Consider the following 24,907-nt stretch of genomic DNA (forward strand, 5'->3'; position numbering starts at 1 on the left):
TTCAATTACCCACCTTCTCAGAGATTTTCAAAGGTAATTTGCAGCCTATAAGATAACTGATTATAGTTGAAATAAGAATAACAATTAACCCTGAAACTCCACCGATATGTCTGCAAGCCTTTAATATAGGAATGAACCTTGTTCCTAAACCACTGAACATATTTTGTTGGTTTATTAAAATACCTGGTTGTAGCTTGGGAAGAGATATCAAATAAAACATAAATACAAGCATTATCAATAAGAGTGCAGGAAACAAGTACCTAAAAGGCTTATATTTATTAGAGGATAAAGATGAAAATCCTATTGATATATTTACAGTCATAGTCCATATACAATAGATAAATACAAAGAATCCTGAATATGCTGATATAAGCTCACTTGTGCTAACAAAAATATTTAATCCTATAAAATATATTACTACGATAAAATACGGAATACTTACCATTTGAAAAATTCCGAATTTCACATTATATATATCTTTTTTTAATACTGGTGCCTGCATTAGAAAATTATTGAGATTACTGGTGACTTTTGTTGTTAATCCATTAGCACCTTTAGTGCTTAAAATGAATATATAAGATAAGTTGATTAAATTAAGTAACTGAAGAACTATACCTTTGAAATTTACCATTGTTCCTATATTTACATAACTCTGTACGAGTCTTGTTGTATCATAACCTATCGTTATTGATATTAGTCCAGTGAAAAATATACAAAATCGTAATAACCACTCAGTATTGCTTGGATACATAAACCAAAAGGCTTTAAATATCTTAATAGTTCTTTTCATGATTATCACATCCCCAAATATTAAAAGTTAATAGATTTTCAACACTAGGATTAGTACCTTTGATGTCCCTAAAAAATTCATTAGCCTTTTCTCTTAAAATCAAACCCTCAAAAGCAATCTCACCTTTTCTAATTCCAATAAATTGATTCTCGAGCCCATTTAGTTCTTCCATGCCTCCAGTTAATACAATATATTTTTCTTCAAGTTTATCAATTGAAAGGCTTTCTATTATTTTACCACCATGAATTAAAGTTATATAATCCGCTATTTTATCTAAATCTGAGGTAATATGTGTTGAAAAGAATACTGATTTTTCTCCATCAGACACAAACTCACGAAGTATATCTAAAATCTCAATTCTTGCAACTGCGTCAAGTCCTGCGGTGGGCTCATCAAGAATTAATAGATTTGGCTGATGTGCAAAGGCAAGAGCAAACATTGCTTTTGTTTTCATACCCTTAGAAAACTCACCTATTTTTTGATCTAAGGGAATTCGCCATTTGGAAACATAGTTATTAAAAATATCATTACTCCAATTATCATAAAATAAGCTAAGTGCTTTTGCATGATTGTGCACAGTAGAGGTACTTATAAAATAATCTTCATCTGGTACATAGCCAATATGGGATTTTACAAATATCTCTTCTTTAACATTATCTTTTCCGAAAATTTTAATTTGTCCTGAGGATTTCCCTATTGCGTTTAATATTAATTTAATGGTAGTAGTTTTCCCTGCTCCGTTTTGTCCTATAAATCCCATAATGCATCCTTTTTCAAGGGTAAAGCTTACATTATCCAAGCTAAAACCACTAAAATCTTTATTTAAATTTAAAACTTCTAATATATTCTCCATTTTTATTGCCCCCTAGATAGTCTGAATTATTTCCATAAGCGTTTCTTTAGTTACCCCAGCTTCTATTATTTCACGAGTCATATTCTTAAATTCTTTAATTAATTTATCTTTTCTTTCTAATAATAACTTTGACACATCCACAGTATTTACAAAAGTACCCTTGCCAGATACCGTATATATTAGGCCTTCATGTTCTAAATCTGTATATGACCTTTTTGTGGTAATAGTGCTGACGTTCAATTCCTTCGCTAGCTGCCTAACTGAGGGAAGGGTGTCGTTTGATTGAAGTTTTCCACAAAGTATATTTGATTTGATACAAGCCTTTATTTGTTCATACATAGGTAAGTCACTTGTATAATCTATAGTAATATTCATTAATTCACCTCTTTTTAGCTAGCGTATATAAAATGCGATATCGTATATACCATATATATACGATATCGCATTTTGAACTTATTGTCAATGAATTTAATGTTATACTTATATATATAAATATAACCAAATCATAAATTATGGTTTGTTTTCATTGAAAAGACGAAGAGTTTTTTTATGAAATATGGTTTTATATATTATAATTAGAAAGGACTGAACAAAATTTATGAAATTGGTATGTTTTGGTGATAGCTTAACCTATGGATATGGGATTATGAGAGGGAAATGTTGGGTAGATTTAATTAGAAAAAAGTTAGATGTAGAAGTTATAAATCAAGGTGTTAATGGCGAAACAACTGCTGATATGATTTCTAGGTATTATGTTGATATAGTAGAAAAAACTCCAAGTCATGTAATTATAATGGGTGGTAGTAATGATTTTTTAAAGGGATATACGGTGAGTAGTGTTGAAGCGAAAATAAGCCGCCTAATTAAGGAAGCAAAAGAATATGGAATAATACCTATTATAGGCATACAAACTCTAACAGACAAAGATTTAGCACTTGAACATTGGAGTTTTGATGTGGATTATTTAAAAGTAAATGAAAAGATCAAATTGTATAGGCAGTGGGTATTAAATTATTGTAATGAAGAACAAGTTTTGTTTATAGATTTTTATAATGCTTTAGAAACTGCTAAAAAAACTTTAAATCCTAAACAATTGTACATTGACGGGATTCATCTAACAGAAAAAGGCCATGAAATTATGAGAGAATGTGCATTATTAACGATTTAAGAAGGGGATGATGTAACTTAGAAAAATAGTGCCATTGGGGCACTATTTTTTTTGTAACTTGCCACGTGGGTGGCACTTTGGGTTAAAAATTCTACTATGCAACTATTTAAAATGATTTGGAGTTGTATTATTTAATACCTGCTCTATTGTATCCATAAATGATTTTTTCGCATTTCTCCTTTTAAGTCTAAAATATAGTGCTGATAGAAAGTTTTTGCGGTTACTTGTTATATTGTGGTCCTCTGGATACTTGCCAGTAAGTTTAATATTTTCAAAGCTTTTTATCCAATTTATAAATTCTTCATCATTAAGAATTGCTCTCTCAATTATTTTGGTAACAGCACTTATGAGCCTTTCGTCCTCACAATTTGTATATGCATAATGGTTTATACATACCTTCTCTTTTATTGCTTTTAATGTCTCTATTAATTCTGGTTTTTTAATTTCTAGGCATTGTGCAATTTCACTAAGTACATCAGCTGTATGAGCAGTTGAATGTGCCCAACCCTTAATTTCTACGTACCCTCTTGCATCTTTTTCTTGCCTTGAATATCTTATTACCTCTGCATAAATCATTTTTATTTCTTCTTCTGTAAAAAGGGGATCCTCACTTTGGTTATGACGATAAAGAATTGCATCTATAATTAATAATGTAAAGGTTCTATTAAAAACAGAATCATCTTCAGTTTTACCCATATTGTAAAATAAATGTTTTTCACTTAATGATAATTCCAATATATTTTTTACCTCTTCATTTGTTAAATAGTTTTCTACAATCATGTCTGAAAGAAGTTCTAAAATAAGCCCATCTCTAAGGTCGGGATCTATTGAACCTATATTTTCTAGCATCTCTAGAGCTAGTTCATACTTATCAATATCACTTGGAATACTCCAGTTATTGTCTCTAATATCTATTAACTGCTGTTTTAATTGATTTACGTCTTTCATTTACTTAGCCTCCTTGTTTATTGATTAGCAAAGATATCCATAAATAGCCTTACCATTTTTTGAAATATATTTCATAATTATACCATGTAAACAATTACAATTAAAGTTAAAATATAATTATTTTAGTTCTCTTTGGAATGAATATAGTATGTGTCATAAGGCTCGTCTAGCACATAGCCAAGCTTTTGGGCTAAAGCCACAGATTCAAGGTTAGCCGCATCATAGCTAGGATATTTTCCTCTGTGGAGACAATCTAAGATCAATTCATAGTTATATATAAACTAGCCAATATTATTATCACACGTGGGGTATATATCATACAATGGAAAGAATTTTTATAAGAAAACTTTCCTAACTTTATTAATTATTAGCTTGTCATTACTTTCATGATCATTAATACATAATAACTAAAAGATATTGACAATTGTATCAATTAATGTTAAATTTTATTTATTAACAATGAATTCTAACTTATAAAAATACAAATTAATAAGAAGGTAAAATCATGAAGTTAGTCAGTCTTAACTAAATGTATTAATTGAATACGGATCTAAGAGAGGTAAAGTTTTCTTTTAGAAAAATGAGTTAAGAATATTTATGCATATTTATTAGCTGTAAATGGACATTAGTTCATTTACAGCTTATTTTTATTAATTGATAATTGTCTACAAATTAAGGAAGGTGTTAAAATGATTGAATTATCATTAAGAAATATAGAAAAATATTATGGTGCAACTAGGGTACTCGAGGACATAACTTTTAATGTTAAAACAGGTCAAAAAATAGGAATAGTTGGGTTAAATGGCAGCGGAAAAACCACATTATTTAAAGTGATTTGCGGCACTGAAAAGTATGAAAATGGAAAGATTGATATAAGAAAAAATGCAACTATAGGCTATTTGGAGCAGATGCCTGAAACTTTAGAAAAATATAAAGTTATTGATATTTTGCGTTTAGCCTTTGAGGAAGTATTAGATGTTCGGAGTAAAATAGTGAATCTTGAAAATAAGATGCAAATACTTCAAGGGAAAAGCTTAGAAAATGCTATAAGTAAATATGGTGTACTTCAAGGAAAGTTTGAACATATGGGTGGATATGATATTGATACAAACATAAAATATGTTTGTATGGGATTAAAGATTGATGATGATATGAAGGCGAGAATCTTTAATACTTTAAGTGGAGGAGAAAAAACTACAATTCTCCTTGGGAAGATTCTTCTTCAAAAGGCAGATATACTTCTTTTAGATGAACCTAGCAATCATCTTGATATACAAGCAATAGAATGGCTTGAAGGATACTTAAAAGAATATGAAGGAGCAGTTCTTATCATATCCCATGATAGATATTTCATGGATAGAGTGGTTAAAAAAATTGTTGAGATAGAAAAGGGGAAATCAACAATATATCATGGGAATTATTCTTATTATATTAAAGATAAAAGAAACAGGTATAATAGAAAGTTGAGTTTATATAACATACAAAATAAAAAAATGATGACCATTAAAAATTCTATTGATAGATTAAGAAGATGGGAAATGAGAGGGGGTAGCGGTAAGTTCTATATCAAAGCTGCAAGTATGCAGAAAAGACTAGATAAGATTGTTAAAATGGAAAAGCCATCTTTGGAAAATAAGAAGATTAATATAGATTTTGCTTTAAGGGATAAAGAGGTTAATGAGGTATTAGAGATTGTAGGACTTTCTAAATCCTTCCATAATAAGATGCTCTTTGAAAATTTAAATTTAAAGGTTGAGTATGGGGACAGGCTTGCCATTGTAGGGAGAAATGGAACAGGAAAAAGTACACTAGCCAAAATGCTTGTAAAAGAATGTAAAGCTGATGAAGGGATTATAAGATATGGCGAAGAGGTTAAAATAGGTTATCTTGCACAAAATGTTACATTTACAAGTAATGAACAAACAGTGTTAGAAGCCTTTAGAGAGGATTTAGCTATTTCACAGCAGAAAGCAAGAAGTGCCTTGGCAAAGTTTCTATTTACTAAAGATGATGTATTTAAAACCATAGGAACCTTGTCTGGTGGAGAAAGAAGTAGGCTTAGGCTATGCAAGCTTATGCAGCAAGATATCAATTTATTAATTTTAGATGAACCTACCAACCACTTCGATATTAACTCAAGAGAAATGATAGAAAAATCTTTAATGAATTTTGAAGGTACGATAATTTGTATTTCTCATGATAGATACTTTATTAATAAAATCGCTGAAAAAGTTATTGAGCTCACTAAGGATGGAGCTTGTCAATATAAGATAAAAGAGACTTCAGAAATTATGGGAAAATAGTGCCACCTGGGTGGCACCTTTTACTTTTGACTCTGTGCTCTATTATCAATAAGCTGTAAATCATTTTCTTTTATTATGGAAACCAATAAATCGGCATATACGTTATTTCCATTATTATCTTGCTTAGTACTATATCCAGCATTTTCAAGTGCTTGAGCTTGCTGTATATACTGAGAAGCCTCAAAAACTCCATTTTTTTTATATCTAATATTGTCAAAAAGAAATTTTCCATAATCATCTAGAGAATTTACTTTGTTTTCATATCGTCTAAAATTAGCTTTTATAATTGTATCATTATATTCTGAGGTAGTCATATTTACACTTTTACCATGCCAACTACTATCAGATTTTATTCCAAATAAATTATTTGCTTTAACACTTAAATCTGATTTACCCCAAGCAGATTCTAATATACATTGAGCTATTGTGATAGAAGGAAGGATTTTATATTTATTATATAGTTCAATAGATTTTGGTGAAAGTTCCTCAATAAAAATTCTATATGAAGAATCTTTCTTTAAATTGCCATTTACTAAACCTATAAATTCTAGTTGTGCTAAGTATTTATGAATTTTATCTTTATTTTTATTATTAAAAGATAAGTTATTTAACACATCATCTATACTTATAAGTTTGTAATTAACTTTTTTACTGCTGGTACTATTTTTCATTAAAAATAGTTCGCCTAGTTCTTTTAAGTTTTCTTTATTAGCTTTTGAAAAATCTTTTTTATATCTAACTCCATCAATAGCAGCTAAGTTTTTCCAATCAACTTGAAGTTTACCTTTACTTACAGCATCAGCTGCATTAATATAAAGATTTATTTGTGATTTACTTAGAGTAATATAATCATCTTTAGTAAAATAATTTATGGCTATAAGCGAGATACATATAATCATGACACCCAAAAGTATCTTGCTAAATATTTTTTTCGATTTTTTCTTAGTTCTGATTCCAATTCTTCTATTTTCTTGCGTTTCTAAGTTATTATCCATATAAACCCTCCATAATATTAGTTTTTATAAGTTATTAATTCTAAAAAATATAATATTAACCCATTATAGTTTATAATTATATATATTAGGTTAAGTTTATTACAAATTATTCATTTTGGCTATAAATAAATTGTAATATAGTTGTAAACTTTATAAGTACACGACAATATTTGTTAGTGTGTTTTTAGGTTATCTTACAAAACTGTAAGATAACCTTTTTATTTGTAAGTGGAGAGACATGGAGTGCATGCAATGTATGAAGTATAGTATGTATATAGTGATGAGAAAATGAGAAATAAGAAAAGGGGAGAGATATAAATGGAAGTTTTAAAGGTTGAAAATTTAACTAAAACTTATGGCAAAGGTGAAAATGAGGTGGAGGCACTTAAAAATATAAATTTATCAGTACATAAGGGAGAGTTTGTAGCAATTGTAGGAGCATCAGGTTCTGGGAAAAGTACGCTTCTTCATTTACTGGGTGGACTCGATAGGCCAACATCTGGAAATGTAGTTATTGATGGAGAAAGTATTTATGATTATAAGGAAGAAAAACTTGCAGTGTTTAGAAGAAGAAAGATAGGTTTTATATTTCAATTTTTTAACTTACTACCTATTTTAGATGTAGAAGAAAATATAGCACTTCCAGCACTTCTTGATAATGATAAGGTGGATAAAATCTATTTAGAAGAGCTTATTAAGGTACTCGGACTTAGCGAGCGGAGAAATCATCTTCCATCAGAATTATCAGGGGGGCAACAGCAAAGGGTATCAATCGGTAGAGCGGTATTTAATAAGCCGTCAATAATACTTGCAGATGAACCAACAGGAAATCTTGATACTAAAAATTCAAAAGATGTTATGGAATTTTTAAAATTTACTGCTAAAAAATATAATCAAACACTAATACTTATAACACATGACGTTAATATAGCAGCTATGGCAGATAGAGTTATCACCATTTACGATGGTGAAATAACTTCGGACAAAAATTTAAAAGTAAAATAGGAGGTGAAAGAGATGATAACTAGTTATAAACAGCTCACAGGAAAATATTTAAAGAAAAACAAGAAAAGAACCGTACTTACGATTATTGGAATAATGTTATCAGTTGCACTTATATCAACAACAGGACTTTTCTTTAAAGGAATGCAGGATGCACAGATACAAGATGCTAAAAGTAGTGGTGGTTCGTATCATTTAGCATTTCAAAAAACCAATGAAAGGTTAATATCTAAAATAGTTAATAATCCTAAAGTGTCTAGGAGTGGATTTTATGATGTAAGTAAGGAGATAAAGTTAGGGGATAAAGTTGCTGTTAACGTAATAACAGCAACAGACAAAGCTTTAGAACTTTTGCCATATAAAGCAAAGATAGGGAGATTGTCGGAAAAAGAAAATGAAGTAGCGGTGGAAAAGTGGATATTACCAGCTATTGATAAAAACGCTAAAGTAGGGAATAAAATTAAAGTTAGTAATAAGGAGTATACTCTTGTAGGAATACTCGAGGATAGTTTAGCAGGTCAAATGGCTGGTAGCGGAGTAATTTTATCCAAAAATAATAATATTAATAAACAAAATGCAGCGTTACTGATAGAAATAAGCTCAAAAACAAACTTAAAAACTGCTGTAAAAGAATTAAAGCAGTTAGGTAAGAAAGATACCGTTGAGGAAAACAGTCGGTTGCTACAAATGCAGGGAGCAGGAGATTCTGGTTCAGGTCTTAAAGGATTATATGTAGCCCTAGCAATAATAATTGGAATAGTTTTAATAGCAACAATAGCCGTAATATATAATTCATTTCAAATAAGCGTTGTAGAGCGGATTAAACAGTTTGGACTTTTAAGAGCAGTGGGAACTACTCCACTTCAAATTAGAAAAATTGTCCTAAGAGAGGCAACAATCCTGGCGGCAATAGCTATTCCATTAGGCCTCATATGCAGCATTATAGCTATATATGGAATAAATATTGCATTTAAATTAATTGGTGCAGATTCAGTTATGAATATGAAAATCTCTATATCACCTATGGTTTTATGCATAAGCGCAGCAGTAGGTCTTATAGCAATATACATATCAGCACTAGTGCCAGCATATTTTGCAGGAAGAATTTCACCGCTGAATGCTATAAGTGGTAGAACATCTATAACAAAGGAGAAAATAAAAAGAAGAAAGAATAAAGTTATTCAAAAAATATTTGGGTTTGAGGGAGCATTGGCAGCTAAAAATATTAAGCGAAATAGAAAAAGATATAGATTAACTATTTTTTCTATAGTAATAAGTGTGGTGTTATTTGTTGCTTTTAAATCTTTCATGGATATGTCACTCAAGATATCAGATGAGCTTAATGAGTCTAAAAACATTCACTTCCAAGTTTTCGGAGGAGTTCCAGGTGGCGCAGACAATGCAACTATAAGTAATAAAATAGAAGATGATATTAAATCACTGAAGTCCGTGGATAAGGTGTATGGAGTCTATGATCGATATGATTTCGATATGGCAATAAATAAAAATAGTCAAGCAAAAGAAATTCAGGATATGGGAAGTGTATACAAAAAAACAAATTTAGGTGGAGTAGAGAAAACCCTTATAGAAAGTTCTATTGCAATTTATGATAAGGATTCACTTGAAGTTTCTAAAAAATATTTAGAGTCTGGTAATATTGATATAGAAAAACTAAATAGTGAAAATGGAGTAATATTGATTAACAAAAATAGAATACATGACGAAGCTACAAAGAAAGATTATTTCGGACCAATAGCAAATATAAAAGTAGGAGATGAAATAGATCTTCAATATTATGATTATGCTAAGGCAAAGACTGTATTTGGTAAAGGCAAAGTTAATAAAGTAAAGGTTATGGCAATTCTTGAGGGTGAGCCTTTTGATTATTTTGGAAACTCTAATGGACTTGAAATAATCACAACAGAAGAAATGGGAAAGAAATTGATAGGCGGCAAGGCCATTAAACCTTTAATTTTAAATATAGTTCTTAAAGATGTAAAAAATGAACAGGCAGGAAAAATAGGAATAGAAAATGCCATAAAATCAAACCCCGCTTTAATGTTAATAAATAATATAGATCATAATAGAACTAAAAAATCCACAATGTTAATGGTCCAAATATTACTTTATGGATTTATACTAGTAGTGACCTTAATAGGTAGTGTTAATATTATAAATACATTAACAACAAATATTATTCTTAGAAAAAGTGAGTTTGCTACATTAAAGTCTATAGGGCTAACTCAGAAGGGTTTAAAGAAAATGATTGTACTAGAAGGACTTCTCTATGGCATCGTTGGGTCTATATACGGATCGATAATAGGTTGCGGAGTATCTTACCTCCTAGGATTATCAATGGGCTCATTTAGAGAGTTCGGATGGATGGTACCCTTTGAGGCAATAGCTATTGCGGGAGCTGCATCTATAGCAATAAGCTATATTTCAGTATTAGCGCCACTTTCAAGAATTAAAAAAGAAAATTTAATTGAAGCAGTTAGAGAAGATTATTAATAACTTTCTAATCTGAATTTAGTAATGTCCCTTAAGTGTTATGTCGGGATATATAATGCGGTATATTAAACTTTTTTCAATATATTTCTTTTTATCCCATTATTTTGTGGTAATATGATATTGTCAGACGACATTCATAAGCAAAAGGGGGAAGATATTAAAATGAAGATGAAGAGACGTATATTTACATTTTTATTGATGGTGCTAATGTGTACATCATCATCAATGACAGCTTTCGCTGTAAGTAATACATCAATAGGAACTTTGACAACAAAATCGACATTTGATTCAATTGCAACAGATTTGAAAATTAAAACTAGCGGTGAAGTAAAAGTAAAGAAAGAAAGAAGGAAGAAGGATAAAAGGGTTCAAACCAGTTATTACGCCGATACGAAAGCTGTTGCAGAGAAAAAAGCTTCGTGTACGACTACTACTTACGGAAGTATAAGTTTACAATATGCCTTAATAGATAATGGAAAGATTGTGTTATCTGGTAATTCAGGTGTATATTCAAAAGAAAATACTACAGCGCTAACGGCTGATAATATGTATGGTATAGCCTCAATCAGTAAAATGTTTACAACAGCTGCTGTAATGAAATTGGTAGATGACGGTAAAATTAAATTGGATACACCGATTATAGAATATATTAAAGATTTTAAAATGGCAGATGACAGATACAAGAAGATCACAGCCAGAATGTTGTTAAATCATTCATCAGGCTTAATGGGAACTAGTTTTTTAAGTACAATGCTTTTCGGAGATAATGACACATATGCTCATGATACTTTTTTAGAGCAATTAAAGTCGCAACGGCTCAAAGCAGATCCTGGTGCTTACTGCGTATACTGTAATGATGGTTTTACGCTTGCTCAAATACTAGTAGAGTATGTGTCAGGAATTGATTATACAAGCTATGTAACAAATACATTTGTGAGTCCTCTGAAAATGGAGGATACTAAAACACCAGTTAGTAAATTTGATAGAGCTAGATTAGCAAAGACATATTTTAACGGAATTTCTAGTGAGTTACCAGTAGAAAACTTAAATGCTATTGGTGCTGGAGGGATTTATTCAAGTGCAGAAGATTTATGTACTTTTGCAACAACTTTTACTAAAAATTCAAATGGAATCCTTTCACAAAAATCCATAAAGGCAATGGAGAATAAGGAATATCTAAATGGAATTTGGCCAGATGATACTGATAATATATTGGGCTACGGACTAGGATGGGATAGTGTAAATGCTTATCCATTCAATCAGTATAATATTAAAGCCTTATCAAAAGGCGGAGATAGTTTTCTTTATCACGGTAATTTGACTGTTTTACCAGAACAAAATATGGCGGTGGCTGTAATAAGCTCTAGCGGAAGCAGTATTTATGATCAAGTAATGGCTCAAGAAATACTTCTTGCTGCATTAAAAGAAAAAGGTGTAATTAGTGAAATCAAACCAGATAAGACATTTACTACACCAGAAAAAATAACTGTTCCGACAGAGATAAAAAAATATGAGGGCTTATATGCATCAATATCAGGATTTATTGATATCAAAATTGATAAAACAGGTATATTAAGTTTATCATCTCCTGAGGCACCACAAAATGCTTCGCAAACTTTTGTTTATACAAAGGACGGAACTTTTGTATCTAGCGAAGGAGGCACAAGCTTAAAATTCGTAGAAGAGACAAATGGGAAAATTTATATAAAAGAAACAAGCTGTTCAAGTATACCATTCCTAGGTCAAACAATATCAAGTTTATATATAGCACAAAAGGAGAATGTAAATAAATTAACAGAAAGTGTTTCACAAGCTTGGTCAAAAAGAGAGGGCAAGAAATACTTCTTATTAAACGAGAAATACTCCTCATTACAATATATGGCATATCCCGATTTGCAAGTTAGCTTTACAAAAGGGCTTGAAGGATATTTTAAATCAAATAAAATTGTGGATAATAATTCGGCTGTTGCTATATTAGATGGGCCAGGTGTATTGTCACGTGATATAGCCGACTACACATTTTATAAAAAGGATAAGTTTGAATACCTAAGTGCAGGTGGTTATATTTTTGTAGAAGAAGATGCAATTGAAACTTTTTCAACAAAGAATAAATTCGAATGTACAATTAATAAAGATGGATATGGTAGCTGGTATAAAATAAGTAAGGAATCAGCTGATAAGGAGATTACTGTAGATATACCTGAAAAAGCAGCCTTTGCAGTTTATGACAGCAAGGGAGTTTTAGTGAATGATTCTTTAATTACAGGGATTAAAAAAGTTAAATTACCTAAAGATGGAACAATCGTATTTTTAGGTAATGCACAAGCTAAGTTTAAGATTCAATATAAGGAATAAGGGAAAAGAAAATTTGATTTAAGCAGTTAGAGAAGATTATTAATAATCTTCTCTTTTCTAATTTAAAACTATATGTTAGATTTAACTTAAGACATAATTGAGGTATTATTAAGGTGCTAGTACTTTACAATATTTTAAAATGAGGTGAGAAGTATGAATAGATTATTATTAGTAGAAGATGATGAATCCTTGGCCATTGGCATAGAATTTTCACTAGAAGATGGTGGATACGAGGTTTCCAGAGCTTCAACGGTAGAAGGTGGAAAAGAATTATTCCATTTAGAGAAGTTTGATTTGATTTTATTAGATGTTAACCTGCCTGATGGAAATGGATATGAATTATGTAAATACATAAGGAGCAAAAGTGATGTGCTCATAATATTTTTAACCGCCTGTGATGATGAGGTTAATATAGTGCAGGGGCTAGAAATAGGTGGAGATGATTATATAACAAAGCCTTTTCGCGTAAGAGAACTTTTATCAAGAATAAAGGTTTTAATAAGGCGCAACTCTAAAAATATGAACTTAGAAAATAGATCATTAGAAAATATATTGAAAAGCGAAAGTATATTTATTGATAATATAAAAGGAGCAGTAAGGAAAAATGGCGATATTATAAATCTAACAGCACAAGAATATAAGCTTTTATTAATATTTATGAATAAACCTAATGTTTTAATGAAGAGGGATGAGATATTGTGTGAATTATTAGAAGGACAAGATCCTTTTTTTGATGAAAACACACTATCTGTTTATATTAAGAGATTAAGAGAGAAAATAGAAGACAATCCTAAGGATCCTCAGTATATAGTTAATAAACGTGGACTAGGGTATAAATGGAATAAAAATGTTGTGGCAACCTAGGTGATAAACAATTTAGAAGAAGATAATTAAGGAGCAAATTACTATGAAGAGATATTTTATTAATTCTGGACTGAAAATAAGCACGGCTGTTCTTTTGTTGTTAATGACACTATTTTTACTAATTACTTGCTTGTGTTTAAAAACCCATAATGATAATTTAAAGGCTGACTATATAAAAAGTTTAGGAGCAATTAGCGCAAGGGTAGTTGAAAAGAACCCTGAAATGGAAAAGGAGATTATACCACTTATTACAAAGGAGGTTTCTAAGGAAGAAGCTACACGTGGAAGTGTTTTTTTAAAGCAATATGGGTTAACAGAAAGTGTGGAAGATGAGCTATTCCCCTATGTAAATAGGGCGATTGTAAAAAACAACTATTCAATTATTTTAATTTTTATTATTATGGCTGCTATATTATTCACACTTAATTATTTTCAATATGGTTTTTTCTATAAAAGGATAAGAAGTTTAACCTTTGCTGCAAAGAAGGTAGTTGAGGGTGATTATGACATAGCTATAAATGAAAATAAAGAAGGAGATTTTTCAAAGCTAGCAATTTCTTTTAACTCTATGAGAGGAATTATTAGGAGTAATTTAAGTGATCTTAGGCGAGAAAAACAATTTCTAGTAGAGTTGTTATCAGATATATCTCATCAGCTAAAAACTCCACTTTCATCTGTAATTTTATATAATGATATTATGCTTACAAAGCAGTTGCCATCAAAGCAAAGGGAGGACTTTTTATTAAACAATCAAAATCAACTAGAAAAGATGAACTGGCTCATAAAAAACATACTTAAGCTTGCTAAATTAGATGCTAAAGCTATAGAAATAGTGAAAGAAAAACAAAGCTTAAATGAAACATTGCAAGATGCAATAGATGCACTGGAGAGCAAGGCATATGATGCACAGGTTGTGATTGATTTTAAAGAAAAAGAAGAGATAGCTTTTAAGCATGATAGATTGTGGCTTGAAGAGGCACTTATTAATATTATTAAGAATGGTATAGAACATACGCCTTGCGGTGGAACCATTGATTTGGAACTTTTTGAAAACCCTTTGTATACAAGAATTACAATAGAAGATACAGGAGAAGGGATAAATGAGGCTGATTTACCTAATATATTTAAGCGGTTTTATAAAGCAAAGACCTCAAAGAAAAGCGATTCTATTGGAATAGGGCTTGCCCTTTCAAAATCAATAGTTGAAGCGCATAATGGAATGATTGAAGTGCGAAGTAAGATGGAGGTAGGAACCAGATTTATTATTACATTTGTTAAATGCTAAAGATGTATGAATGCCCTACATCTTTAGCATTAAAGTGATTATCAGATTAGCAATTTTTCAACATACAAATCTTTTTCTTTTTTTAAGTCTATGAATCCATTATCATCAAGCATAATAGGATTTGTTAAGTCATTTATTTGAATTTGGATAATCTTGCAGGAACGCTTATCGCTCAGTAGTACATTTTCACCCATATAGTAAGTTATTATCTGGTTTAAAAACATATTGCAATATATGGGATCAAGTTCTGTAATACTCTCATCTTGAATCACTTTTAGAGCTTCCAGTGGGCCTTTGATTTTTTTAGCATATCTGTTAGAGTTAAGTTCGTCAAACACATCCGCAATTGCTATTATTTTAGCGAATTTTGGTATTTTATCATTGCTAACATGTAGAGGGTACCCAGATCCGTCCATTCTTTCATGGTGCATCAGCACTGTAAGGCCCACAGAAGGATCTAGATATGGAATTTGTTTAACAAAGTGATACCCTACCACGGGGTGTGTCTTTAAAGTATCAGATTCATCAGAGGTTAGATTCTCTTTTTTGTTTAGAATATCCTTACTTAGTTCTAGTTTACCAAAATCATGCAATATTGCCGAATAGGTTAATAAACCTAGTTCTTTTTCATCAAGCCCTAACCATTTGCCTAGTATAAAACTAATAGCGGCTACATTTACGCTATGCCTATAAATTGAATCATTTCCACTACCATAGAAGATTATATTTCTAATAACTATCCCCGTTGCTGTGAATTCCTGCTGAATATTTTGTGAGAAAGTTCTTAGTTCGTTCATTTGAGGAACATCTAAGGTAGATATATTATCAAATATATTTTCTAAATTAGAAGAAAATTCATTAAAGGTACTTTCAAGTTCTTTTACGGTTTTAAGTTTCAAAGACTTGCTTGAATTATCTTCTAAATAAACCTCTAGCTCATCAATAGCATAGTTCTTTTTTAGATTGATTAGTATTGATTCTGTAATAGCGATACCACTACCTAGCAATATATTACCTTGAATGGTTATATCGTTGGCAGAAATCATTCCTACCTGTAGTTCATTAATTGGTAATGTTTTTTTGAACGATAACATAAATTCACCTCATATTTGGTTTTTTAGCATAACATATTAAATTATTTCATATTATTATCATTATTGAATATATGACATTTATGTATATATTATCGTGTTAATTATATATTTCTAAAGGGTTTTATTGCAAATAAATAGATTTTTCTATATTTTTTTTGCTTATACTCAATTTTGTATTCGAATTATCAAAAATTAAATCATTCTGCTTAAGAAAAATATTCTAAATTTTAGTTTTTTTTCGTATTATCTTTTGTATATTTGAGAATAACCCCAAAAGAACTCCCATTAGAATGGATTGAATCCCATAGGTAAAAGTGTTAGATATGCGCAAAATCATTGATAATGTTCCGACTACTATTGCACTAAGTACTAAAGATATTGTTATAAAAGCAAATAATCCTAAAAAATTAGTTATCTTAAGCTTTGTTTGCACTTTATTGCTAATTAATAGTTTTTTATCAAAGTAAATAAATAGACCAGCTGGAACTAATAGTAGTAGTAGTTTTATTAGCATGTTTGTATCCATGTTTTATCATCTCCTGTGTAATATTAAGCTTATTAAAATTATAACACAGTATTAAACAACCCAGTGAAAATTAAAACACTCTTAATTTTGAGGGGTTTTATGATATAATTAATTTTATATGATTTTACTTTATGGAGGATTGAAATGAAAAAACTATACACAGATATATATGATAATATAAAAAAAAATATTGTTAAGGGAATTTATACACCAGGAGAAAAGCTACCTTCAGAAAATGATTTTTGTAAAGAGTTTGGAGCAAGTCGTGGAACTGTTAGAAAAGCACTTGAGATGCTTGCAGAGGAAGGCCTTGTTAATAGTCTTCATGGAAAAGGCGTATTTGTTTTAGAAAATGATTTTATTAATTTCTCTTTTGGTGGGCTCGTAAGTTTTAAGGAAGCCAGTGAAAGTAGCAAGCAAAAATTTAGTACCATGGTACCTAAATTTGAGGAAGTTATTATAGATGGAGCAATAAGCAAAAAAAGTAATTTAACTATTGGAAAAGAAGCTTATAAATTATATAGAGTGCGCAGTTTAGAAGATGAAAAAATAATTTTTGATATTAATTATTTTTTGAAGGATGTAGTACAAGGATTAACAGTGGAAATTGGAGAAAAATCTATTTATGAATATATTGAAGAGAGTTTAAATGTAAAAATAGGTTTTGCTAGTAAAGTTATTCAAGTTGAAACTGCTACTTCAAGAGATAAATTAAATTTAGATATGAAATCTTATAATTTTGTTGTGGTGGTTAAAAATTATGTATACTTAAGTGATGGAACACAATTTGAATATACTGAATCACGCCATCGCCCAGATCGTTTTGTGTTTTCTGATTTTGCTCGTCGCCGATAAGGCGATTTTTTTTATGCTTTAATATATAAACTAAACATTTTTGTATCGTTTACATTTTTTCAGTTAAATCTATTGACTAACTTGTATATATGAGTTAATATAAAAATATAAAGAACTTGTACAGACAAGCTGTGCATATAAGTTTTAGCGGAATTTCAGCATTGAAGTGCATTAAAGATAAAAAAATTATATAGGGGGAATTTTTATGAGTAAATTCACAGAAGATTCGAAACAATTACTAGAACACATTGGTGGTAGTGAAAACATTGTAGCAGTATCCCATTGTGCCACCCGTATGAGATTTGTTTTAAAGGAGGATAAAAAAGCAGATATTAAAAAAATCAAAAATATTAAATCTGTAAAAGGAACATTTGCACAGGCTGGACAATTTCAAGTTATTATAGGGAATGAAGTTCCTGATTTTTACAATGAGTTTGTGGGAGTGTCAGGAGTAGATGGGGTTAGTAAGGATAAGGCAAAGGATGCAGCAAAAGGTAACATGAATTTTATTCAACGAATGCTTGCTAATTTAGCAGAAATATTTACACCACTTATTCCAGCACTAATAGTTGGAGGTTTGATATTAGGTTTTCGTAACGTAATTGGAGATATCAAATTACTTGAAGGTGGAACTAAAACAATAACTCAGTTGTATCCATTTTGGGCTGGAGTTCATTCCTTCTTGTGGTTAATTGGTGAAGCTATATTTTTCTACTTACCAGTAGGAATAACTTGGTCTATTTCTAAAAAGATGGGCACAACTCAAATACTAGGAATTGTATTAGGTCTTACTTTAGTATCTCCTCAGCTTTTAAATGCCTATGATGTAGCAAAGACTGCTGCAGATAAAATTCCCTTTTGGGATTTTGGGACTTTCCACATTCAAATGATAGGGTATCAGGCGCAAGTTATCCCAGCCATCCTTGCAGGTTTTGTTTTAGCAATATTAGAAAAGAATGTGCGCAAGATCGTTCCAGAATATATATCTATGATAGTAGTACCTTTCCTAGCATTGGTGCCAACTGTAATAATAGCACATACTGTTTTAGGCCCAATAGGTTGGGCAATAGGTTCAGCTATATCAGGGGTAGTGTACAGCAGTTTAACTTCTGCTTTTGGATGGCTATTTGCAGCGGTTTTTGGATTCTTTTATGCCCCATTAGTAATTACTGGGCTACATCATATGTCAAATGCTATTGATCTGCAACTTATGGCTGAGTTTGGCGGAACAAATTTATGGCCAATGATTGCATTGTCAAACATAGCTCAAGGATCTGCAGTTGTAGCAATGATATTTATAAACAAAAAAACTAAACCAGAAGAAGAACAAGTGTCAATTCCAGCTGCTATTTCATGTTACCTAGGAGTAACTGAGCCAGCTATGTTTGGTATTAATTTAAAATACGTATATCCATTCCTAGCAGCTATGGTAGGATCAGCAATTGCAGGGGTAATATCTGTAGCCTCAGGAGTTATGGCAAACTCCATTGGTGTTGGTGGACTTCCTGGTATATTATCTATTCAACCTAAATATATGTTGGTTTTCTCATTGGCAATGCTGGTTGCAATAGTGGTTCCCTTTATATTAACTCTTCTTCTTTCTAAAACAAAATTTGCAGCAAAGTTTGCGCCAGAGGATTAATTACTAATAAAATTAGTAGTTAAGTAACTATAAATTTATAATGTATATAAAAGGAATATTTCATGTAAATCCTTTTATATGCATTCATTTAAAGGAGTATCAGAGTTTATGAAAGATTTTAAAAAAAGTGTGGTTTATCAAATTTATCCTAGATCCTTTAAGGATTCAAATGGAGATGGAATTGGTGATTTAAAAGGTGTTACTGAAAAATTAAATTACTTGAAAGAATTGGGAGTAGATTATATATGGTTAACACCATTTTATAATTCACCTCAAAAGGACAATGGTTATGATGTAGCGGATTATTGTAGTATTGATAGTAGTTTTGGAACTATGGAAGATTTTGATGAAATGGTTATAGCAGCTGAAAGATTAGGCATAGATGTTATGCTAGATATGGTATTTAACCATACATCTACAAAGCATAAATGGTTTCAAAAGGCTATAAAGGGTGATGAAAAATATAAAAATTACTATATATTTAAACAAGCTGTGGATGGGAAACAACCAACTAATTGGATTTCTAAGTTTGGAGGTTCTGCTTGGGAATATACAGAAGAATTCAATGAATACTATTTGCATTTATTTGACAAAACACAAGCAGACCTTAATTGGGAAAATCAAGAATTGAAACAAGAAGTATTTCAAGTGGTTAATTTTTGGATGGAAAAAGGTGTAAAGGGATTTCGCTTTGATGTAATTAACTTAATTTCAAAACCTGAAAAATATGAAGATGATTATACAGGCGATGGTCGCCGTTTTTATACAGATGGTCCTAAAATTCATGAATATTTAAAACAACTTAATAAGGAGAGTTTTGGAAAAAATGAAGATATTATTACAGTTGGAGAAATGTCTTCAACAACTATAGAAAATTGTGGCAAATATTCAAATCCTAAGGAAAAAGAATTGTCTATGGTATTTAATTTTCATCATCTTAAAGTGGATTATAAAAATGGTGATAAGTGGAGTTTGATGGATTTTGATTTTTTAGGGTTAAAACAAATTCTTAATGACTGGCAGGTTGGTATGGAGGAAAGTAATGGTTGGAATGCACTATTTTGGTGCAACCATGATCAGCCTCGGATTGTGTCTCGTTTTGGAGATGATAAAAAATACCATAGTGAATCTGCAAAAATGCTGGCAACAACGCTACATATGTTAAGAGGAACACCTTATATTTATCAAGGTGAAGAGTTTGGTATGACAAATCCATATTTTGATAAAATTGAGTTATATAAAGATGTAGAATCGATTAATTGTTATAATACTTTAAAAGATGAGGGTATGGATAATAAAGAAATAATTAAAATCTTGCAATCAAAATCAAGAGATAATTCCCGTACTCCAGTTCAATGGAATGATAATGTAAATGCTGGTTTTACTACAGGGACACCGCTTATATCAATAAGTAGTAATTATAAGAGAATAAATGCTGAGAATGCATTACAGGACGAAGATTCTATTTTTTATCACTACAAGAAGCTTATAGAGCTTAGAAAAAAATATGATATAATTGCTTATGGCGATTTTGAGATTATATTAGAAGAGGATTCTCAGATATTTGCTTATGTTCGTTCAATGAAGAAGGAAAGACTTTTAGTTATAAATAATTTTTATGGGAAAGAAGTTAATTTTATATTGCCAGAAGGTTTAAAATTTAAGGGCAAATCCACTATTTTAATATCAAATTATAAAGATACTGAAAATAATATTGAAAAACTAACTTTAAGACCATATGAAGCTATTGTTTTTTATATAAAATAGAATCTGAAGTTATAGTATCTAGATTTTTAAAGGGAATTAATGAAATAATGTATAAAAGAGCATAAACTATTTTTAGTTTATGCTCTTTTATAAAGATTATTTTATAATTGGATAGAATATTAATTTTAAAGATAAATTATTATTTAGACATAAAGTCTTTGCCACGATGTAAATCAATTTCATCTAATTTAATTACTCTTAATGAATCACTGACATCTTTTTCTAAGGCTAACTGCCCATATTTATCTACTTCTTTTTTATCCTTTGGACCATGATTAAGGGAGGCTGGCCCACCTATACATCCACCACTACAAGCCATTCCTTCTATGAAATTACCATTTAATCTGTTGAATTTCAATAATTTTAGTGCTTTATCGCATTCAATAAGGCCATCACAACTTATAGGTGTAAACTCAAGTGAAGTATTTTCAGCTTCTACTAAATGTTTTACAGCTTCTGTAAGACCACCTGATTTAGCAAAAATTCTTCCATAGAAAGAAGCATTGTTCAAGGGAAGTTCTTCGCATTCTAGAAGATCTATGTCAAAAGCATCAAGCATTGCCTGAAGCTCTTCAAAAGTCATTGCATAATCAGTAATGCCTTTTATATCGGCCTCATTTATTTCCATTTTTTTAGCCGTACAAGGTCCCATAAATACAATTTTAGCTAGTGGGTCTGTATTTCTAATTAGTTTAGAAATTGCTATCATTGGTGAAACTGTGTTTGAAACATATTTACCGAGTTCTGGGTAATTTTTCTTAATGTAAGACACAAAAGCTGGGCAACAAGAGCTTGTCATAGCTTTGAGCTGCTCAATATTTTCTAAAAATTCGCTTGTTTCATTTTGTGCTACCATATCTGCACCAAGGGCTACCTCTATGACATCTTGAAAACCCATTTTCTTTATTCCTGAGACTACTTGACCAATTTTAGCATAAGTAAATTGGCTAGAAATTGCAGGTGCAACTATGGCATATACATGTTTATTTTTATCTTCTTTTGCTGCTAGCAATAAATTAGTAATCTCTACTACTGAAGATTTATCCATAATTGCACCAAAAGGGCATTGATAAACGCAAGCACCGCATTGTATACATTTCTCATTATTAATTACCGCTTTTTTATCTTCATCAATGCTTAAAGCACCTGCATTACAAGCCCTAATACAAGGCCTTTTAACATCAGAGATTGCATTGTATGGACAAACATCTCTGCATTTACCGCATTCAATACATTTGTTGGTGTCAATATAAGAACGTCTATTTATGGAGTGAATTGCACCAACTGGGCATACTTGAACACATTTGTGGGTTAGACAACCTCTGCAAGCTTCAGTAACAGTAAATCGTTGTATGGGGCATTCATCACAAGCAATATTTATTACTTCAACAACATTTTTATTTTTTTTATCTCCACCCATTACAAGCTTTATTCTCTCACCAATAATTGCTCTTTCTTTATGAATGCAACAACGGGTTCTTGCTTTGGGTCCTGGAACAAGTACCTTAAATAGATTTTTACCTTCTTTTTTTAGAGTTCCTTTAATAGAAAGCTTAACTACTTCTCTTATTACCTCATATTTTATAAGCTGTATATCATTATCGAAAGTTTTCATATTTATCGCCGCTCCTATTTTTACAATATTGTGATATAAATACTAAATTCTAAAATTCAAACAGGGAGCAAAGTATATTTACTGTTTTCATAAATATATATATATTACTCCAGGTAAATTGTTTTAATTACATAAGAATAATATCATTATGTTAATAAATTATCAAGTTGTTTCATTTGGTATTAGCACGAGAGTGAGGTATTCATATTGTTTTTTTAGAGTTAATATATCTTTTTAAATCATAATTTATTATAAAATAACTAGGAACTGCATATATCAACACACCTACTATAATTTTTTGCTCACAACTGGATTATTTAAAGTGATATAATCTATATAACGCAATTAAAAATAACAATTTATGGAGGGGTATAATATGGTAGGTGAATTTCAAACAGGGGGAGAAAATATTCAATCAGGAAGTAGTTTAGAGGAATACATTAGTAAAATCAAAGAAGCTGTAGATGAATTATCTGAATCAATAGTGGTTTTTGTCTATGGAACACTTATGAGTGGAAATAGTAATCATGAAAGATACCTGTCAAAGGCTAGATTTGTAGGAGATGCTATAGCAGAAGGATTTGCACTATACGATTTAGGTAGTTATCCTGGAATAATTCACAGTGAGAATGATAATGTTAAAGGCCAGCTTTATATTATCGATAGTAGAATATTGAGAGAACTAGATATACTTGAGGAAGAAGGCAGTTTATATATAAAAAAATTAATTAATGTAGTCAATTATAAGAATGAGACTCAAGAAGCTTATGTCTATGTGTATAATAATGATGTTTCAGGAAAAGTTAAAGTTTGCTATGAAAACCAACCTTGGGGATTAAAAATTTAAGAAGATTGTTAGGAGATTATTATGAAAAAAGTATTTGCACCAGGGTGTGCTTTAATGATTTACAAACCAGAGCTAGGGAGAAAAGTGCTGGATTTTTTAAATAGTGATTTAGGAAAGATAGATGAATATCTAGTTTGCTGTAGACATGAACCAACTTTGGACAAGAGGACACAAATAATAAATACTTGTGCCGGTTGTGATAAGCGGTATAGAGAACTATATGAAGGGGTAACAACAATTTCACTTTGGGAGGTATTAGCTGAGAGTAAAACATTTTCATTTCCAGATTATAAAGGAAAAGAAATGGCAATTCTGGATGCATGTCCTACAAGGCATCAGGAAAGGGTTCATAATGCAGTAAGAGTGTTATTGAAAAGGATGAATATCATTGTGTTAGAGCCAGAAAAAACAAGAACAAAGGGTACTTGCTGTGGAGATAGTTTTTACGGTGTTCTTCCTCTGGAGCAAGTTAAAGATAAAATGAAAAAGCGTGCTGGAGAGATGCCAGCTACTGATGTTGTTGTTTATTGTGTTTCATGCTCTAAATCAATATATATAGGAGGTAAGAAACCTAGATATTTAGTAGACCTTTTATTTGGAGAGGATACAATCCCTGGTACTTTTGAACCAGATGAGTGGCATGGGCAGATTAATGATTTTATAAATGAACATTAAATAATTGCATCCACAGCTATTCACAATCCTAAATACTACAATATTAAAGCTGAAGCCTCCAATCTGATAGAGGCTTCAGCTTTTGTTAAATTATATTTATTATTTTAAAATACTGCTACCCAAACTAATGCCGCAAGGATTGCACCAACTATGGGTGCAATTACTGGAACCCATGAATATGACCAATCAGAATCTCCTTTACCAGCTATTGGTAATAGAGCATGAGCAATTCTTGGTCCCAGGTCCCTTGCTGGATTAATTGCATAGCCAGTTGGGCCACCTAAAGAAAGACCTAAACCTAAAATTAATCCACCAACAACAAATGTTGGTATTCCATCAGCGGCTTTAACTCCGCCTATACCTAATATAACAAAAACCAATACAAATGTTCCAATAACTTCAGTTATAAAGTTTGAAGAATAATTTCTAATTGCTGGTCCTGTACAGAATACTGCAAGCTTTCCTGCTTTATCATCTGTTGCCTTCCAGTGGTCTAAGTATGCAAGCCATACTAGCACAGCACCAACCATTGCGCCTAGTAGTTGAGCTATAACATAACCAGGCACCTGTGCCCATGAGAATTTATGAACAACCGCTAGTGCTATAGTAAGTGCTGGGTTAAAATGGGCACCACTTATTGCACCAAAAATGAAGGCTGGTAACATAACTGCCATTGCCCAACCAGATGCAACTACCATCCAGCCAGCATTTTGAGATTTACTTTTGCCTAGTACAACTCCTGCAACTACACCGTCGCCTAAAAGAATAAGTATCATAGTACCGAAAAATTCAGCTAATAATTTTGTTGACAT

Annotated in this window: 22 protein-coding genes; 12 read left to right on the plus strand and 10 right to left on the minus strand. The window is 30.9% G+C overall.

Translation table 11 applies throughout. The features are described from left to right. Position 1 precedes the first annotated feature (1 nt). The 3 genes from Ctaglu_RS01935 to Ctaglu_RS01945 are packed head-to-tail and all read right to left on the minus strand — an operon-like array spanning position 2 to position 2,018. On the minus strand, positions 2–790 hold the full coding sequence (locus Ctaglu_RS01935) for a hypothetical protein (protein WP_124997522.1): 789 nt from the start codon (positions 788–790) through the stop codon (positions 2–4). After that, a complete protein-coding gene (locus tag Ctaglu_RS01940) occupies positions 774–1,643 on the minus strand; it encodes an ABC transporter ATP-binding protein (protein ID WP_124997524.1) in 870 nt (289 codons plus the stop codon). Before Ctaglu_RS01940 ends, Ctaglu_RS01935 begins: the two co-directional genes overlap by 17 nt. 12 nt (positions 1,644–1,655) lie before the next feature. After that, a complete protein-coding gene (locus tag Ctaglu_RS01945) occupies positions 1,656–2,018 on the minus strand; it encodes a GntR family transcriptional regulator (protein WP_124997526.1) in 363 nt (120 codons plus the stop codon). A 223-nt stretch (positions 2,019–2,241) separates the two neighbouring features. On the opposite strand from Ctaglu_RS01945, the gene Ctaglu_RS01950 reads away from it, so the two are divergent. Further along, positions 2,242–2,811 (plus strand): GDSL-type esterase/lipase family protein, encoded by a 570-nt coding sequence (locus Ctaglu_RS01950; protein ID WP_124997528.1) that lies wholly within the window; start codon positions 2,242–2,244, stop codon positions 2,809–2,811. A gap of 102 nt (positions 2,812–2,913) precedes the next feature. Here Ctaglu_RS01950 and Ctaglu_RS01955 read toward each other — a convergent pair whose 3' ends face one another. After that, positions 2,914–3,759 carry a DUF2785 domain-containing protein gene (locus Ctaglu_RS01955; protein ID WP_124997529.1) on the minus strand — a complete coding sequence of 282 codons (846 nt, stop codon included), beginning with the start codon at positions 3,757–3,759 and terminating at the stop codon, positions 2,914–2,916. Positions 3,760–3,881: 122 nt separating this feature from the next. Then, the gene (locus Ctaglu_RS01960) at positions 3,882–4,022 is read right to left on the minus strand and encodes a GNAT family N-acetyltransferase (protein ID WP_307720455.1); all 141 of its coding nucleotides are present in this window, start codon (positions 4,020–4,022) and stop codon (positions 3,882–3,884) included. A gap of 426 nt (positions 4,023–4,448) precedes the next feature. Here Ctaglu_RS01960 and abc-f point away from each other — a divergent pair, with 426 nt between their 5' ends. Then, positions 4,449–6,062, plus strand: a complete 1,614-nt coding sequence (gene abc-f / locus Ctaglu_RS01965) for a ribosomal protection-like ABC-F family protein (protein ID WP_124997531.1) — start codon at positions 4,449–4,451, stop codon at positions 6,060–6,062. Between the two features lie 20 nt (positions 6,063–6,082). On the opposite strand, the gene Ctaglu_RS01970 is transcribed toward abc-f, so the two are convergent. Further along, a complete protein-coding gene (locus tag Ctaglu_RS01970) occupies positions 6,083–7,057 on the minus strand; it encodes a glycoside hydrolase family 73 protein (protein ID WP_124997533.1) in 975 nt (324 codons plus the stop codon). Positions 7,058–7,375: 318 nt separating this feature from the next. Here Ctaglu_RS01970 and Ctaglu_RS01975 point away from each other — a divergent pair, with 318 nt between their 5' ends. The 5 genes from Ctaglu_RS01975 to Ctaglu_RS01995 all read left to right on the plus strand — a co-directional run bounded on the left by Ctaglu_RS01975 (position 7,376) and on the right by Ctaglu_RS01995 (position 15,074). Then, positions 7,376–8,062, plus strand: coding sequence for an ABC transporter ATP-binding protein (locus Ctaglu_RS01975; RefSeq protein WP_124997536.1), 687 nt, complete (start codon positions 7,376–7,378; stop codon positions 8,060–8,062). 12 nt (positions 8,063–8,074) lie between these two features. Further along, positions 8,075–10,570: an ABC transporter permease gene (locus tag Ctaglu_RS01980; protein ID WP_185732566.1), complete on the plus strand. Its 2,496-nt coding sequence runs from the start codon at positions 8,075–8,077 to the stop codon at positions 10,568–10,570. 162 nt (positions 10,571–10,732) lie between these two features. Further along, the gene (locus tag Ctaglu_RS01985; protein ID WP_124997538.1) at positions 10,733–12,925 is read left to right on the plus strand and encodes a serine hydrolase domain-containing protein; all 2,193 of its coding nucleotides are present in this window, start codon (positions 10,733–10,735) and stop codon (positions 12,923–12,925) included. 153 nt (positions 12,926–13,078) lie between these two features. Next, positions 13,079–13,789 carry a response regulator transcription factor gene (locus tag Ctaglu_RS01990; RefSeq protein ID WP_124997540.1) on the plus strand — a complete coding sequence of 237 codons (711 nt, stop codon included), beginning with the start codon at positions 13,079–13,081 and terminating at the stop codon, positions 13,787–13,789. A gap of 43 nt (positions 13,790–13,832) precedes the next feature. Continuing rightward, positions 13,833–15,074: a HAMP domain-containing sensor histidine kinase gene (locus Ctaglu_RS01995; RefSeq protein WP_124997542.1), complete on the plus strand. Its 1,242-nt coding sequence runs from the start codon at positions 13,833–13,835 to the stop codon at positions 15,072–15,074. Positions 15,075–15,115: 41 nt separating this feature from the next. Here Ctaglu_RS01995 and Ctaglu_RS02000 read toward each other — a convergent pair whose 3' ends face one another. After that, positions 15,116–16,168 (minus strand): HD-GYP domain-containing protein, encoded by a 1,053-nt coding sequence (locus tag Ctaglu_RS02000; RefSeq protein WP_124997544.1) that lies wholly within the window; start codon positions 16,166–16,168, stop codon positions 15,116–15,118. A 220-nt stretch (positions 16,169–16,388) separates the two neighbouring features. Further along, the gene (locus tag Ctaglu_RS02005) at positions 16,389–16,694 is read right to left on the minus strand and encodes a hypothetical protein (protein ID WP_124997546.1); all 306 of its coding nucleotides are present in this window, start codon (positions 16,692–16,694) and stop codon (positions 16,389–16,391) included. A gap of 144 nt (positions 16,695–16,838) precedes the next feature. Between Ctaglu_RS02005 and treR the strand changes: the two genes are divergently transcribed. The 3 genes from treR (at position 16,839) to treC (ending at position 20,958) form a co-directional block, all read left to right on the plus strand. Further along, positions 16,839–17,549, plus strand: coding sequence for a trehalose operon repressor (treR, locus tag Ctaglu_RS02010; RefSeq protein WP_124997548.1), 711 nt, complete (start codon positions 16,839–16,841; stop codon positions 17,547–17,549). A 205-nt stretch (positions 17,550–17,754) separates the two neighbouring features. Next, positions 17,755–19,191 carry a PTS system trehalose-specific EIIBC component gene (treP, locus tag Ctaglu_RS02015; RefSeq protein WP_124997550.1) on the plus strand — a complete coding sequence of 479 codons (1,437 nt, stop codon included), beginning with the start codon at positions 17,755–17,757 and terminating at the stop codon, positions 19,189–19,191. Positions 19,192–19,299: 108 nt separating this feature from the next. Then, positions 19,300–20,958, plus strand: coding sequence for an alpha,alpha-phosphotrehalase (gene treC / locus Ctaglu_RS02020; protein WP_124997552.1), 1,659 nt, complete (start codon positions 19,300–19,302; stop codon positions 20,956–20,958). 139 nt (positions 20,959–21,097) lie between these two features. Here the strand turns inward: treC and Ctaglu_RS02025 are convergent, their stop codons facing one another. Then, positions 21,098–22,573, minus strand: coding sequence for a 4Fe-4S dicluster domain-containing protein (locus tag Ctaglu_RS02025; protein WP_124997554.1), 1,476 nt, complete (start codon positions 22,571–22,573; stop codon positions 21,098–21,100). A gap of 376 nt (positions 22,574–22,949) precedes the next feature. On the opposite strand from Ctaglu_RS02025, the gene Ctaglu_RS02035 reads away from it, so the two are divergent. Both Ctaglu_RS02035 and Ctaglu_RS02040 read left to right on the plus strand, forming a co-directional pair. Beyond that, the gene (locus Ctaglu_RS02035; RefSeq protein WP_185732567.1) at positions 22,950–23,420 is read left to right on the plus strand and encodes a gamma-glutamylcyclotransferase family protein; all 471 of its coding nucleotides are present in this window, start codon (positions 22,950–22,952) and stop codon (positions 23,418–23,420) included. Between the two features lie 21 nt (positions 23,421–23,441). Next, positions 23,442–24,095, plus strand: coding sequence for a (Fe-S)-binding protein (locus Ctaglu_RS02040; protein ID WP_124997558.1), 654 nt, complete (start codon positions 23,442–23,444; stop codon positions 24,093–24,095). Between the two features lie 104 nt (positions 24,096–24,199). Here the strand turns inward: Ctaglu_RS02040 and Ctaglu_RS02045 are convergent, their stop codons facing one another. After that, on the minus strand, positions 24,200–24,907 hold the full coding sequence (locus Ctaglu_RS02045; RefSeq protein WP_124997560.1) for an MIP/aquaporin family protein: 708 nt from the start codon (positions 24,905–24,907) through the stop codon (positions 24,200–24,202).

Origin of the sequence: Clostridium tagluense (assembly GCF_003865095.1) — a bacterium.
GTDB classification, from domain to species: Bacteria; Bacillota; Clostridia; order Clostridiales; family Clostridiaceae; genus Clostridium_AD; species Clostridium_AD tagluense.